The sequence below is a fragment of the Cohnella xylanilytica genome, assembly GCF_014212175.1.
Taxonomy (GTDB): domain Bacteria; phylum Bacillota; class Bacilli; order Paenibacillales; family Paenibacillaceae; genus Cohnella; species Cohnella xylanilytica.
The window spans coordinates 17,493-32,550 of the sequence record NZ_JACJVR010000010.1 but is presented as its reverse complement, the minus strand read 5'-3'; the positions used below and the strand labels follow the sequence as shown (position 1 = coordinate 32,550).

Genomic DNA, 15,058 nt, shown 5'->3' with positions numbered 1-15,058 from the left:
GCAACCCCTAATCCAGGAGCTGCTCTTAGCATACAAGGTAGAATTTGTATGATTTTTCACACAAAACAAACTGCGTGCTTTTGCGTGCTTTCTTGAGGCGATCTTTATTTCGATTTTTCATACACATGTACGATTCGAAATTATCCCGGGATAGGCTTCGTTAGTGAATGGGACTTCGCAGAAAAACGAAAAAACGGGCAAAACCGCCCAATCGCGATTTGCCCCGCCTTATTGCCGCCTTCCGCCGCGCCTTACCGAGTGCGCAGCGTGTACAGCGCGTGCTCCATGTCCGCGGGCAGCGGAGCGCTGAACTCGAGCGTCTCCCCCGTCCGCGGATGGACGAATCCGAGCACGCCCGCGTGCAGCGCCTGGCCGACCATGCCCAGCGTCCGGCCGGCGCGTCCCCCGTACATCGGATCGCCGACGATCGGGTGGCCGATGTACTTCAGATGCACCCGGATCTGGTGCGTCCGTCCGGTCTCGAGCCGGAGCTCGACGAGCGTGTAATCGTCGAACCGCTCCAGCACGGCGAAGTGCGTCACCGCCCGCTTCGAGCCCTTGTCGGTGACCGCGAACATCTTGCGGTCGTGCTTGTCCCGGCCGATCGGCGCGTCGATCGTCCCCCGCTCGTGCGGCAGCGCGCCGTACGCCAAGGCGTAATAACGGCGCAGAACCGTATGGTCCTTCAGCTGCTGCGCGAGCGAAGCGTGAGCCAGGTCGTTCTTCGCGGCCATGAGCAGGCCGGACGTGTCCTTGTCGATGCGGTGCACGATGCCCGGCCGCATCACCCCGTTAATGCCGGACAAGTCGCGGCAATGATACAGCAGCGCGTTGACGACCGTGCCGCTCGAATGGCCGACGGCCGGATGGACGACCATGCCCCGCGGCTTGTTGATGACGATGACGTCGGCGTCCTCGTACACGACGTCGAGCGGGATGTTCTCCGGCAGCGCCTCGACCGGCTCCGGCTCCGGGATGCGGACTTCGATCTCGTCTCCCGCCGCCACCTTCGCGTTCGGCTTGACCGCCTTGCCGTTCACGGTGACCGCGCCGATCCGGATCCATTCCTGCACCTGGGAGCGGGAGGCCGTTCCTTCCCCGAGCCCGTCCGTCACGTGCTTGTCGATTCTCTCTCCGCCGCTCTCCGGCTCCACCGTCCAGGCGATCGTGCCGTCCGCTGCGTCCGAATCCGGCGAGTCCCCTTCAAGCTCAACGAGCGGTAGGCTGTTCTTGTTCTCCGGAAGGTTCTCCGGGCTGTTCTCCGTGTTCATCGTTATCCTTCTTCTCCTTGCCGCTCGACAGAAGCGAATCCAATATAATAAGCGCCACGCCGCATACGATTCCGCAATCGGCGAGGTTAAAGATCGGGAACGTGTACGACCCGAAGTTCAGCTGCAGGAAGTCGACCACTTCCCCGTAGATGGCCCGGTCGAGGAAGTTGCCTACCGCCCCGCCGAGCACCATGGCCAGCGCGAACATCAGCAGGCGCCTGTCCTGCTTGTAGGACCGTTGAAGATACCAGACGATGGCGGCGACGACGGCGATCGTGATCAGAATGAAGAACGCTCGCTGCTCCTGCAGGATGCCGAAGGCGGCGCCGCGGTTCCGAATGGACGTAATGAGGAAAAAGTTGCCGATCACCGGGATCTGCTCCTCCAATTCGAGCGTGGCGGCGATGATCTTCTTCGAAGCGTAATCGAGCGCGAACACGATAACCGCCGTCAAATAATAAATCCAAATGCCCGGTTGCCTACGTTGCATAAGATTATGAGCCGCCTTTCAAACGGTAAAATTCCATCCTGATGATTTTACCATAACGGCGGACCGACCGTCCACGCGGGACGCGTTCGGCGCGGGAGCGTCCTTCCCTCGCCTTCCATTCATACTTTCCTTCCCGCCGACGGACACTATCCGGTAGTCGAACCGCCGCCAGCCGGATATCGCGCCGGGCCAAGCCGGAATCACCGGATCGGATCGGCCGAAGCCGGCGGCCGCCGGCGAAGCGGACGAACCCATCAACCTACAAGGAGTGGAACCGATGACCCTCCCGTTAACGGAAGAACGGCTGCAGTCGCTGCGCAGACGCCTCTTGCAGGACAAGAGCGACACGGAACGGCGCGCGCGCGAGAACGGGCATTTCGGCTTGACGAATTCCTACCGCGACGCGACGGGCGATCTGTCCAGCAACGACAATCACCCCGCCGACGCCGGGACGGAGATGTTCGAGCGGGGCAAGGACATCGCCCTCCTGGAGAACGAGGCGTTCCGCCTGGAGCGCATCGAAGCCGCCCTCGAACGGATGGACACGGGCGAATACGGCCGCTGCGCGGCGTGCGGGCGGTTCATTCCGGCGGAGAGGCTCGAAGCGCTGCCGACGGCCATCTATTGCCTGGAGCATGAGCCGAGGCAGCGCGAGAAGGAAGGACGCCCGGTCGAGGAATCGTTCGAGCACCCGCCGTTCGGCCGCACGAGCATGGACGACCAGAGAGACCAGAACGGCTTCGACGGCGAGGACGCCTGGCAGATCGTGGAATCATGGGGCTCGTCCAACAGCCCGGCCATGGCCGAAGGCAACAACATCGACGATTACGACAGCATGGCGATCGAATCCGACGAGAACGACGGCTTCGTGGAACCGCTCGAGAGCTTCCTCGCCACCGACATTACCGGCCGGGACATCAGCGTCGTGCGCAACCGCGCCTACCATCGGTATATGGCGAACCGCGAAGGCGATCCCCTGCTGGAGCCGGACGAGCTCGGGGACGAGTGGAGCTGATCTTGTCGTCGCCCGTCCTTGACGCGGGTCCCCTCTTTTACGCCCAATGCCGTCAATATGGATTGATTTCCAGCTGCCGCTGTACGATCCGGACGATGTCGGCGATGTAGTCGCCGACGATCGGCAGGTTGAGCGCCCCGAGCAGCTGCAGCAGCCAGACGATGGTCGCGGCGAAAAAAGTAAAGCCGAGCGCGATTCCGATCCCCCTCGTCAGGCCGGAGACGAAGTTGCGCCAGATCAAGCTCCACGGGTGGCGCATCAGATTCACGTATTCCTTGAGCTCCGCCTTCTCCATATCGATGGCCAGCCGGTCGATCCGTTCCGCCAGGAACTCGAGAGTGCCCCTGAGCGCTCCCGCCTCCGCGGCGATCTCCCCGGCTCCCGCGGCCGGACCGTCCGGTGCCGGGCGATCCGGCGCCGGGCGATTCGGCGCCGGATCGCGCCTTCCGGTTTTGCGCTTCGTCACGATAGGCCTCCTTCCGTCCCCAGACAAAAAAAAAGCGGCTGCTTCGGGAATAGTCTTCCCAAGGGCAGCCGCTTTTTACCATCCTTACTTCGCCACGATCGCGAGTCCGATCGTCTTGTCGCCGGCTTGAACCGTCTCCGTCGCTTCGGTGCGTCCGAACGTCACCTCGTTGACGAGCACGTTCTCGCGCAGCACATGGTCGAACGCCTTGAGCGCCGCTTCCGTCTCGGCGTCTACGTCGAGCACGAGGCCGACGCGCTGCTCGATCGGCAGGTCGAGCTTCTTGCGCGTGTCCTGCACGGCGCGGATTACCTCGCGCACGAGCCCTTCCTGCTCGAGCTCCGGCGTAATGTCCGTGTTAAGCGCGACCGTCAGGCCGTAGCCGGATGCGGATGCGAAGCCCGGCTTCGCCTGCTTCTCGACGAGCAGCTCTTCCAGCGACACGTCGAGAGCCTCTCCTTCGGCGGAGACGAACGCGAGCTTGCCGTCCGCGACGACCTTGCGGGCTTCGTCGGCCGACAGTCCCTTCAGGACGCCTTGGATCGGGCCGACGTGTTTGCCGTATTTTTTGCCCGCCAGCTTCAGGTTCAGCTTCAGCGTGAAGTCGACGAAGCCGCTGTCGTCGGTGACGAGCGTGATCCGCTTGACGTTGATCTCGTCCTTGACGATGTCCTCGTAGCCGGCCACGTCGAACTCCCCGCTCAGCGAGACGAGCAGCTCCGAGAGCGGCTGGCGCGTCTTGATGCCCGATTCGTTGCGCACGTTGCGCGCGAGCTCGACGATGTTCTTCGCCGTCTCCATGTCGCGCTCCAGCTTCGCGTCGATCTTCGCCTCGTCATAAGCCGGATAGTCGGTCAGATGGACGCTCTCGCCTCCGCCCAGGTTGCCGTAGATGTCCTCGGCGACGAACGGCGTGTACGGCGCCAGCAGGCGCGCCAGCGTCAGGAGCACTTCGCGCAGCGTCTGGTACGCCGACACCTTGTCTTCGCCGAGCCCGCTGCCCCAGAACCGGTCGCGCGAACGGCGGACGTACCAGTTCGACAGCTCGTCGACGAACGTCTCGATCGACTTGGCCGGGTTCAGGAAGTCGTTCGCGTCGAGGCCGCTCGACACTTCCTTGACGAGCGAGTGAAGCCGCGACAGCACCCAGCGGTCCAGCTTGTTGTCGGATTCGCGAGACGGATGCTCCTCCGGTTTGAAGCCGTCGATCGACGCGTACAGCGCGTAGAAGGCATGCGTGTTGACGAGCGTGTCGATGACCTTCGACTTCGCTTCCGCGACGATGCCCTTGGAGAACCGCTTGCTGTTCCAAGGAGCGCTGTCGGCGAGAAGCGCCCACCGGAACGCGTCCGTGCCGAACTCCTCGATGATGTCCCAAGGGTCGATGACGTTGCCCTTGGACTTGCTCATCTTCTGCCCGTTCTCGTCCAGGACGTGTCCCGTCGAGATGACCGACTTGTACGGCGCCTTGCCGTTATAGAGCGTCGACACGGCCAGCAGGCTGAAGAACCAGCCGCGCGTCTGGTCGATCCCTTCGCAGATGAAGTCCGCCGGATACTGCTCGTTGAACTTCTCTTCGTCGCCGAACGGATGATGGTATTGCGCGAACGGCATCGAGCCGCTGTCGAACCAGACGTCGATAACCTCCGGCGTCCGCTTCATGACGCCGCCGCACTCGCAGCGCAGGTGCACGTCGTCGACGTACGGCTTGTGCAGCTCCAGATCCTCGGAGACGTCGCCGATCGCCAGCGACCGCAGCTCGGCGTGGCTGTGCGGAGCCTTCTCCTTGCCGCACGTCTCGCAGGTCCAGACGTTGAGCGGCGTGCCCCAGTACCGGTTGCGGCTGATGTTCCAGTCGACCAGGTCCTCGAGGAACTTGCCGAACCGGCCGTCGCGCAGATGCTCCGGATACCATTGGACTGTCTTGTTGTTGGCGATCAATTGGTCTTTGACGGCGGTCGTGCGGATGAACCAGCTCTCCGTCGCGTAGTAGAGCAGCGGCGTCTTGCAGCGCCAGCAGAACGGGTAGCTGTGCTCGTGCTTCTCTTTATGGTAGAGCAGTCCGCGTTCGGACAGCTTCTTCACGATCTCCACGTCGACGTCCGGGTCCTTGACGAACCGGCCGGCCAGATCGGTCACGGCGTCGATGTAGCGGCCCGCGCCGTTCACCACCTGCAGCATCGGGATGCCGTGCTTCTGCGAGACGCGGTAGTCGTCCTCGCCGTGCGCCGGCGCGATGTGGACGATGCCCGTACCGCTCGAATCGGTGACGAAGTCCCCGTCGATGACGCGATAAGCTCCCTCCACCGGCACGTAGGAGAACAGCGGCTCGTATGCGCGGCCGACGAGCTCCTTGCCCTTCAAGGTTCCGAGCGTCTCGTACTCGCCCTTCATCACCTTGTCGGCGAGCGTGCCGGCAACGATGTACGTCTCGCCTTCCTGGCGGACGCGAACGTACTCGATGTCGGGATGGACGGCGAGAGCCACGTTCGCCGGCAGCGTCCACGGCGTCGTCGTCCACGCGAGCACGTACTCGCCGCTGTCCTTCAGCTTGAACTTCGCCGTCGCGGTCAAATCCTTGACGTCCTCGTAGCCCTGCGCGACCTCGTGCGAGCTGAGCGTCGTCTGGCAATCCGGGCAATACGGGCTGACGCGGTGGCCGCGGTACAGCAGCCCCTTGTCGTGGATCGTCGCGAGGATGTTCCAGACGCTCTCGATGTAGCGGTTGTCGAGCGTGATGTACGGATCGTCGAGATCGGTCCAGTAGGCGATCGCTTCGGTCAGCTCGCGCCATTGGCGCTCGTACTCGAACACGCTCTCCTTGCACTTGACGACGAACGGCTCCACGCCGTACTTCTCGATCTCCTGCTTGCCGGAGATGCCGAGCTGCTTCTCGACGCCGAGCTCGACGGGCAAGCCGTGCGTGTCCCAGCCCGCCTTGCGGATGACCCGGTAGCCGGACATCGTCTTGTAGCGGGCGACGAAGTCCTTGATGACGCGGCCGAGCACGTGCCCGATATGAGGCTTGCCGTTCGCGGTCGGGGGGCCTTCGTAGAAGACGAAGTTCTTCGCCCCGCTCCGGTTGTCGATCGACTTGCGGAACGTGTTCTCCTTGTTCCATTTGTCCAATACGCGCAGCTCGCGGGAGCGCGCTTTCTCTTTGACGTCTACGCGATTCATCGTCTCGTCGCTTCCTTTCGTGTCCTCTGTCGATAAAAAAATAAAAACCCGCCCCCGTAAAGGGACGAGTTCGACTCGCGGTACCACCCTTGTTCCGATTCGGCGACGGCAGTCGATTGGAATCGGCACTTGAGAGCGCGATGCGGTTCAACGTTCCGCAGGCGCCGCCCCGTTAACGGAAGGGTTCCGGGCTCGCCTAATCGGACGGATTCCGTCCGTTCCTTTCGGCTTGCCGTCTCGGGGAGGATATGCCGCCTTCGCCTCACGCTGGCTCGCACCGGCCGCCAGCTCTCTGGGCATCCGCTCATGGGGCACTTGTTCCCGTCAAGGACATTCATCTTATTGTTCTTCCCTTTTTTATAATGATAAAAACCCCTTTTGTCAATTCTATTTTACAAAATCCATACGCGATTACCGCATCGAACTACCAAAAATAGTCATCGCTGCACCCTACCGCATACCGCAGCGCTTTTTTTACACTGGACATGAACCATCGCATGCAACCTCGCCGATAACGGAGGTGATCGTCGAACGGCAACGGATACGATCGCAGATTTGGGTTCCGGCATGGCTCGACTACGATTCTCATTCATTCGCGACTCAGGAGGAGGTTGTTCATGATTAAGCTCAAAGCGTTATCGATCGTTGCTTTGATAGGTGTCATGACAGGCATGACCGCCGCAAGCGCCGAAGGGACCGTCGTGCCGGTCGCGGACTTGAAGCCCGCCCTCAAGCTGGACAAACCCGTTCTGACCCCCGTCGGCGGCAAATTGATCTTCAGCGACGACCCCGAACCGTTCACCGAGCCGGGAGCCTTCTACCGCGACGCGGCGGAAGGAGAATTCCGCGTGTTCTGGCACCACCAGAATCAAGGCGTTCTTCCGTCGACGGTAGCGGTGGCGATCACGAACGCCTCGCGGGAGACCGTCCGGCTTCTCTCGAATGGACAAGGAGTGGCCACCAGCCAGTATGTCACGGAAGCCGGGCAAAATTCGCTGGCCGACTTCTTGAAGACGTACGGCAGGACACAGCCCGTTGCCCGCTTGGCCCCGGGAGAAAGCTACTTTCTCGAAGCTCCGACCGGGCCCGGGATGACTACGAGCGGCCTTGCCCAGTTCTACGCCGCGACTCAGCGCGGCAACGATCCTGCCGAGGTCCGAGTGACTGTGCTTAATTACGGCGAGAAGCCCGAGCATCCGGAGCAAGTCGAGGTTTTGCCGGCGAGGGGACCGCAAGTCAGAGGCACGTTCCCGCATTTCGACCGGCTCGGCACGCTGACGTACCATACTTCGATGGGGAATGCGTACCTTCCGATCGATTCGGCCGCCTCCGGCAAGTGGAAGGACGATATGCCCGGCGAATACGAGACGGGATGGAACGCGGTCGACGGCAAGGAAGTCATCAACAACGGCAATTATGGCGTACTGTATCATTGGACGTTCGACTATATCAACGACGACCTCGGTCCGAAGACGATCAACATGTATCTGAATCCGCCGGGCGGATACGGGAACTACACGCTGCAGTGGAAGCACGAAATTCTCAATTCCGGCTGGCTGAAGTTCACGGATGCGTGGAACTTCAAGAGCTTTACGCTCGGAGCCGGCGAACGGGAAATCAAAGTGCGAACGAGCCTCGTCGGCGGCTCCGCCGGAGCGCAGAACCTCTACTTCACCAACGAGCCCAAGCTTCGCTAATTAGCTGCCGGGAAGGCTGCATACCGGGAGCCGCGAACCGCGCGGCTCCTTTTTCTATCGGCCTCTCCCCGCGACACCGCATCATACTACCAGAAATGGTCATCGCTGCACCCTACCGCATTTCGCCCGGCTTTTCTACACTGAACTTGAACTTCGCAGGCGCATTCAATCCTGAGATTAGGAGGCTTAACCATGGAACTCGCTTTAAGCATGTGGAGTTTGCACCGAACCGTACGCGCCGAGAGGTGGACGGTTCTGAACTTCCTCGATTACTGCCGACGGGAGGGCATTCGTCGCGTCGAACTGCTCGACGTGTTCTGGCGAGACGTCGAATCGGAGCTGCCGCAGGTCGTCGAATTCGCCGGGACCCATCGGATTCGGATAGCCAGCTATGCCGTCGCCAACGATCTCGTCAAGGCCGATCCGGCGGAACGTTACGCCGCGCTGCGGCAAATCACGGACGCCATCCCGATCGCGCTGGCGCTGGACACCCGGACGATTCGCGTCTTCTCGGGCAACCTGAACGAGGGCTTCGCGTTCGACTCGGCGCTCGGCTTCATCGTCGAGGGGCTGCGCGAAGCCGCGGCGACGGCGGCGTCGGAAGGCGTAACGCTCTGCCTCGAGAACCATGGCAAGCTGGCCGGCACCGGGAGCCAGGTGCTGGATATTCTGGAGCGCGTCGGCTCCCCGGCGCTGAAGAGCACCTTCGACACCGGCAATTTCCTCTTGGTTGACGAAGAACCGCTGCAGGCGCTCGACGTCCTGATCTCCAGGGTCGGCCACGTTCATATCAAGGACTTCGCGAAAGACCCTGCCGGGCGGTACGTCTCGCTCGGCGGAAGCAAATTCGAAGGAACCGCGGCAGGCCAAGGGCAGGTCCAGCTGGACGCGATCGTTCGGCGGCTCCGGGAATCCGGATACTCCGGCGAATACGTGCTCGAATACGAAGGCACCGGCAATGAAGCCGAGGGCGTCCGGGCGAGCTATCAATACTTCCAGTCTCTCATTCCGGGCTGAATAGGAGGAGATCGCCATCGCCATGGGACGCGAACTCGTTGCCGACATCGTCGTCATCGGCGGCGGGACGGGAGGCTGCGCCGCGGCGCTTGCCGCCGCCCGCGCCGGCCGCACCGTTATTCTGACGGAAGAAACCTCCTGGCTTGGCGGACAGCTGACGAGCCAGGCCGTGCCGCCGGATGAGCATCCGTGGATCGAATCGTTCGGCTGCACGGCGAGCTACCGCGCGTTCCGCGACGGCGTGCGGCAGTATTACCGGGATTATTATCCGTTGACCGCCGAAGCGCGCGCCAACCGAGAGCTCAATCCGGGAGGCGGCTTCGTCAGCCGGCTCTGCCATGAGCCGCGGGTGGCGCTCGCGGTCATCGAGCGGATGCTGGCGCCTTATGTAAGCAGCGGCCGGATTACGGTGTTGCTGCGCCATGCGCCGGTCCGAGCCGAGCTGGACGGCGACGCGATCGTCTCCGTCGACGTTCGCAGCCTGGACAGCGGGGACGTCGCCCACCTGACGGGCGCGTATTACCTTGACGCGACCGAATGCGGCGATCTGCTGCCGCTGGCGGGAGTCGAATACGTGACAGGCGCCGAATCGCAGGCGCAGACGGGCGAGCCCCACGCCGTAGAGGGCGAAGCTCGGCCGCAGGACATGCAGGGGTTCACCTACTGCTTCGCCATGGACTATCTCGAGGGCGAGAACCATGTTATCGCCAAGCCCGAGCAATACGATTTCTGGCGGGAGTATGCGCCGGATTTCTGGCCGGGACGGCTGCTGAGCATGACCGGCGTCCGGCCCGCGACGATGGCGCCGATCGCGTACGACCTGTTCCCCGGCGGCTCCTCCCTGCCGCTGTTCAAGTACCGGCAGATCGCGGCGCGCGACCGCTTCGCAAGCGAGCTGTACCGCAGCGACATCACGCTCGTCAATTGGCCGCAGAACGATTATTGGCTCGGCTCGATCATCGACGTGCCCGAGGAAGAGCGCCAGCGTCACCTGTACAGTGCGAAGCAGCTGAGCTGCTCGCTGCTGTACTGGCTGCAGACGGAAGCTCCCCGGCCGGACGGCGGCCTAGGCTATCCCGGTCTGCGGCTGCGGCCCGACATCGTCGGCACCGAAGACGGGCTGGCGATGTACCCGTACATTCGCGAGTCGAGGCGGATTCGCGCCGAATTCACGGTGCTGGAGCAGCACGTGTCGCCGGAATGCCGGCCGAACGGCAAGGCCGAAGCGTTCGCCGACACAGTCGGAGTCGGCTGCTACCGGATCGACCTCCATCCGAGCACGGAGGGGCGGCCCTACATCGATATCGCCGCGCTGCCGTTCGAGATCCCGCTCGGGGCGCTCATCCCGCAGCGGGTCGGCAACCTGCTCGCCGCCGGCAAGAACATCGGCTCCACCCACATCACCAACGGCTGCTACCGATTGCACCCGGTCGAATGGAACATCGGCGAAGCCGCCGGCTGGTGCGCGGCCTACTGCCTCGATCGCGATCTAGGCCCGAGCGCCGTCCGCGCCAATCCGGAGGAGCTGGCCTCGTTCCAACGCATGCTGACCGCCGCCGGCGTCGAGCTTCGCTGGCCGTCGCTGCGCGCGATGTAGGGCGATGGAGGGCTACGTAGGGCGATGGAGGGCAATGTTGCGATGAAGCGATGTAGCGATGTTGCGATGTTGCGATGTTGCGATGTTGCGATGTTGCGATGTTGCGGCGATGTGGCGATGTTGCGGCAAGACGATGTTGCGGCAAGGAGCTTCGTAGGGAGCCTCGTCGTTTGTACGAAATTTCATACAAGCTAGTCCGACAACTCGGCCCATTGCTCGATTTTGTGTGAAATATCGTACAAGTTGATCGAAAAATCGATTCCGGGCAGCCGATTTATACGAAATTTCGTACAAACCGACCCATTTGGAAAGAATCCCTTATCGTTTGTACGAAAAATCGTTCAAAAAGCGCTGGAATGCGAATCAGCATCCATTATTAGGGCGAAAAATCGTATGAAACGATACGCCGCCGTCCCGCTGCTCACCTGATCCGCCATTCATCCGCTGCCTCTTATCACTTTTAAAGGAGAGGGTTACGAATGAGTCAAATCGGCATCGGCATCATCGGTCTCGGAACGATCTCCGAGATGCATCTGAAGTCGTATCAGAACAATCCGGACGCCAGGATCGTCGCCGTGTGCGACCTCAACGAGGAACGCGCCCGCGCCAAAGCGGAGAAATACGGCGTTCCGAACGTTTACACCGACTACCGGGACATGCTGCAAAATCCCGACGTGCAGGCGGTCAGCGTCTGCACCTGGAACAATACCCACGCTCTGTTCAGCATCGCGGCGCTCGATGCCGGCAAGCATGTGCTCGTGGAGAAGCCGCTGTGCAAAACGGTGGAGGAAGCGCGCGAGATCGAGGCTGCCGTCCGCCGCTCGGGCAAGCAGCTGCAGGTCGGCTTCGTCCGCCGCTACGGATCGAACACCGGCATCGTCCGCTCGTTCCTGGAGAACGGCGAACTGGGCGAGATCTACTACGCGAAGGCCTCCTGCATCCGCCGCGTCGGCAACCCCGGCGGCTGGTTCGGCGATGTCGAGCGCTCCGGCGGCGGCCCGCTGATCGATGTCGGCGTGCATGTCATCGACCTATGCTGGTACCTGATGGGCCGTCCGAAGGTCCGCTCGGTCAGCGGCAACGCTTATCACAAGCTCGGCAACCGCGCCAACATCCGCAACTTCGCCAGCTACAAGGCCGCGGATTACAGTCCCGACCACAATACGGTCGAGGATCTCGCCAACGCCATGATCCGCTTCGAGAACGGCGCCTCCCTGCTCGTCGACGTCAGCTTCTCCCTGCATGCGAAGGAGGACGAGCTGACCGTCAAGCTGTACGGCACGAAGGGCGGCGTCGAGCTCGAGCCGCAACTGACGTTCGTGCTGGAGAAGAGCGACACCATGCTGAACGCGGTACCTCAGATCAACCATCTGTCGTTCGACTTCGCCTCCGGCTTCCAGGCCGAGATCGATCACTTCATCGCCGTCTGCCAAGGCGCCAAAGAGACGCTCAGCCCGGTCGAGGACGGCGTCGAGATGATGAAGATTTTGTGCGGCATCTATGAATCGGCCCAGTTGGGCAAAGAAGTCGTGTTCGAGTAACATTAAGAGAACCTAAGACGATACGGCAGCGGGCAGTCTCCGACGGTCGCAACGGCCGCGCGAGACTGCCCCGTTTTTATTCCCGAAAGTTTGAAATTAAATGATCAAACTCAAGCTATTAATAAATGTATCTCATTGTCCTCCCAACAAACCGAAAAACCGCCTCCCACGCCATATTCATGACGTTAGAGGCGGCCTTCCACCTAACCTTCTATATCTCCCGCGGTCCTCTCTCTTTACTCTACTTCTTCGAGCTCTTATACCATTCGTTTGCGCCTTCGGTCATCTCGGCACCGCCTTGCTCCTTCCACTTGGCCACGAACTTGTCGTAGTCGGACAGCGGCTCCGTGCCGGTGATGAAGTTCAGCATCTCGTCGATCTGCAGCTGCAGCAGGTTCAGCTTGTTCTCCGCGACCTGCGGAATCGGCGGTGCCAGCGCGATCGGGTCGGTTACGATCAGCCCTTCGGCGTTCGCCTGCATCTGTTCGAAGTACGATTGAAGGGTCGGATCCTTGCGCACGCGGGCTTGCCAGTAGTTCGGATAGTTCGTCTCGTCGACGCCGGTCATGTAGTTGCTCGCGTTGTTCAGGTCGTCGGTGAACTTGGGAAGAATCGGATAATACTTGCCGTCCTTTACTTCATGGTGGACGCCCTCCTGGCCGATCGCCAGCTCCTTGAAAATATCCGGCGACAGCTTGGCGTTCAGCAGCTTGACGGCGTCCTCCTTATGCTTCGCGTACTTCGGCACGACGGCGTACCAGGTGGTGCCGCTCGCCGCGTAGACGGTCGCCTTGCCGTTCATGTCCTTGAGGAACGGCACGAGCGCCGGCTTCGCGTTCGGATCGCTTTTCTCCAGAGCCTTGATCGTGCTCGGCGCGTTGTACCAGGCAATCTTGAACATCGCCGCCTGGCCGTTCGCGAATTTCTCCATCATTTTGGCCGCCGTGTTCAGAGGCAGTTCCGTGTCCAGCAGCCCTTCCGCGTACAGCTTGTTCATGTAGGCCAGGTATTCCTTCATCTGCGGCGTCTCGACCTGATGAACGAGCGTGCCGTCCTGGTCGACCCAATCGGTCGTCACGCCGAACGCCGCCGCGATATCGCCGAGCAGCGCGCTGACCGCGTCCTTGCTCGCCGTGAGCGGAATGACGTTTTTCTTTTCCTTGATCGTCTTTAGCACCGTGTACAGCTCGTCGGGGTTGGTCGGCATCTTCAGCCCAAGCTCATCCAGCCAATCCTGCCGCACGACGAGCTCCTCGCTGATCGCGATGCCCGATCCGGTCTCCGGGACGCCGTAGATTTTGCCGTTCAGCTTGGCGCTCTCCCACGCGACGCCCGAGATCGCCTTCTTGATGTCGGGACCGTTCTTCTCGATCAGATCGTCGAGCGGCTCGAGCGCTCCGGTGCTGGCCAGATTGTAAAATTGCGGGGCGCTGAGCTTCATCAGGTCGTAAGGCTCCTTGTTGGCGACGAGCAGATTGAGCTTCTGGTCCGCTTCCTCGGCCGGCAGCATGTCGTATTGGACCGGGTAGCCGGTCAGACGCGAGATCGCCTTGGCCGCATAGTCTTCGTTCGGATCGAAGCGGCCGTACTGAAGAAGCATCTTCAGCTCGGGCTTATCGGAGCCCGATCCCCCTTCATTGCCCGAATTGCCGCCGCAGGCCGCCAGGGAGAGGGTCAATGCGCCCGCCAGAGAGATTGCCGCTATTTTTCTGATCATGCCTTCAACCTCCGTTTTTCATGGTATGGGCCGATTGTCGCGATTTGCCGATTGCCGAACCGTCGTGCCGACATCACCTCCCGCAAGCATCAACGAGCACCTCCTTCGGAGACCCTCTATTCTTTGACCGATCCGACCAGCACGCCTTTGACGAAATATTTTTGCAGGAACGGATACACGAGCAGAATCGGAACCGTCGCGAGCAGGATGGAAGCGGCTTGAATCGACTGCGGAGCCGTATTCAACGCCTGGTCCGGGTTCAGGGTCGCGTTGCGCAGAAAGTCGCTGGAGGACACCAGAAGCTCCTTCAGGAACAGCTGCAGCGGCTTCAGGCTGGGCGTGGAGATATAAATCATCGCGTTGAAATAATCGTTCCAGAAGAAAACCGCGAAAAACAGCGCGATCGTCGCCAGCACCGGCAGCGACAGCGGCAAATAGATGGACAGCAGAATCCGGATATGCCCGGCTCCATCCAGCTTGGCGGATTCCTCCAGGCTGTCGGGCAGCCCTTCGAAGTAGTTTTTAATGACCAGCATGTTGAACACATTGACCATCGAAGGCAGGAACAGCGCCGGCAGCGTATTGACGAGATGAAGATTGTGCATGAGCAGATAGGTCGGGATAAGACCGCCGCTGAACAGCATGGTGAAGATGAAGATCAGCAGCAGCCATTTGCGACCGGCGAGCCGGGGCTTGGACAAGGGGTAGGCGGTCAGCGTCGTCACCAGCAGGCTAAGCGCCGTGCCGAGCACGGTCAGCAAGAGCGAGACGCGCAGAGCGCCCATGAACGCGTCATCCTCCAGCACGTAGCGATACGTACCGAGCTGCAGGTCGATCGGCAGCAGGTTCACCCTCCCGGCGACGACCGCCGCTTCGCTGCTGAGCGACTTGGCGAGCAGGTTGACGAACGGGAGCAGCGTCGACAGGCCGAGCAGCACGAACAGCGTATAATTGCAGACGTCGAAAAGCTTCTCCGGCCAAGAGCGGCGAATGTCCCTCCTGCGACGCTTCGCCTGCGCGGACGTCGGCATCCGCGGCGTCAAGCTATCCATGAAGTTCTCCTCCTT

At 61.4% G+C, this 15,058-nt stretch carries 11 protein-coding genes and 1 other annotated feature; of the genes, 5 read left to right on the top strand and 6 right to left on the bottom strand.

Annotated elements, in window-relative coordinates:
- Positions 1–251 precede the first annotated feature (251 nt).
- Positions 252–1,271 (bottom strand): RluA family pseudouridine synthase, encoded by a 1,020-nt coding sequence (locus H7B90_RS03395; RefSeq protein WP_185134470.1) that lies wholly within the window; start codon positions 1,269–1,271, stop codon positions 252–254.
- Positions 1,210–1,761, bottom strand: coding sequence for a signal peptidase II (lspA, locus tag H7B90_RS03390; protein WP_185134469.1), 552 nt, complete (start codon positions 1,759–1,761; stop codon positions 1,210–1,212). Before lspA ends, H7B90_RS03395 begins: the two co-directional genes overlap by 62 nt.
- Before the next feature lie 277 nt (positions 1,762–2,038).
- On the opposite strand from lspA, the gene H7B90_RS03385 reads away from it, so the two are divergent.
- Complete coding sequence (locus H7B90_RS03385) at positions 2,039–2,776, top strand: TraR/DksA C4-type zinc finger protein (protein WP_185134468.1); 738 nt, start codon at positions 2,039–2,041, stop codon at positions 2,774–2,776.
- A gap of 52 nt (positions 2,777–2,828) precedes the next feature.
- On the opposite strand, the gene H7B90_RS03380 is transcribed toward H7B90_RS03385, so the two are convergent.
- Together H7B90_RS03380 and ileS are read right to left on the bottom strand one after the other, a co-directional pair.
- On the bottom strand, positions 2,829–3,242 hold the full coding sequence (locus H7B90_RS03380; protein ID WP_373315939.1) for a DUF5665 domain-containing protein: 414 nt from the start codon (positions 3,240–3,242) through the stop codon (positions 2,829–2,831).
- An 84-nt stretch (positions 3,243–3,326) separates the two neighbouring features.
- On the bottom strand, positions 3,327–6,422 hold the full coding sequence (gene ileS / locus H7B90_RS03375; protein ID WP_185134467.1) for an isoleucine--tRNA ligase: 3,096 nt from the start codon (positions 6,420–6,422) through the stop codon (positions 3,327–3,329).
- A gap of 57 nt (positions 6,423–6,479) precedes the next feature.
- Positions 6,480–6,759 (bottom strand) — a binding site (T-box leader).
- Positions 6,760–7,039: 280 nt separating this feature from the next.
- Here ileS and H7B90_RS03370 point away from each other — a divergent pair.
- From H7B90_RS03370 to H7B90_RS03355, 4 genes are all read left to right on the top strand, one after another.
- Complete coding sequence (locus H7B90_RS03370) at positions 7,040–8,119, top strand: hypothetical protein (protein WP_185134466.1); 1,080 nt, start codon at positions 7,040–7,042, stop codon at positions 8,117–8,119.
- Between the two features lie 192 nt (positions 8,120–8,311).
- Positions 8,312–9,136 carry a sugar phosphate isomerase/epimerase family protein gene (locus H7B90_RS03365; protein WP_185134465.1) on the top strand — a complete coding sequence of 275 codons (825 nt, stop codon included), beginning with the start codon at positions 8,312–8,314 and terminating at the stop codon, positions 9,134–9,136.
- A 22-nt stretch (positions 9,137–9,158) separates the two neighbouring features.
- A complete protein-coding gene (locus tag H7B90_RS03360; RefSeq protein ID WP_185134464.1) occupies positions 9,159–10,733 on the top strand; it encodes an FAD-dependent oxidoreductase in 1,575 nt (524 codons plus the stop codon).
- Positions 10,734–11,212: 479 nt separating this feature from the next.
- On the top strand, positions 11,213–12,274 hold the full coding sequence (locus H7B90_RS03355) for a Gfo/Idh/MocA family protein (protein ID WP_185134463.1): 1,062 nt from the start codon (positions 11,213–11,215) through the stop codon (positions 12,272–12,274).
- Positions 12,275–12,515: 241 nt separating this feature from the next.
- Here the strand turns inward: H7B90_RS03355 and H7B90_RS03350 are convergent, their stop codons facing one another.
- Both H7B90_RS03350 and H7B90_RS03345 read right to left on the bottom strand, forming a co-directional pair.
- The gene (locus H7B90_RS03350; protein ID WP_185134462.1) at positions 12,516–13,991 is read right to left on the bottom strand and encodes an extracellular solute-binding protein; all 1,476 of its coding nucleotides are present in this window, start codon (positions 13,989–13,991) and stop codon (positions 12,516–12,518) included.
- A gap of 116 nt (positions 13,992–14,107) precedes the next feature.
- Entirely contained in the window at positions 14,108–15,043 is a 936-nt protein-coding gene (locus H7B90_RS03345) for a carbohydrate ABC transporter permease (RefSeq protein WP_246578618.1), read from the bottom strand.
- Positions 15,044–15,058: the final 15 nt, after the last annotated feature.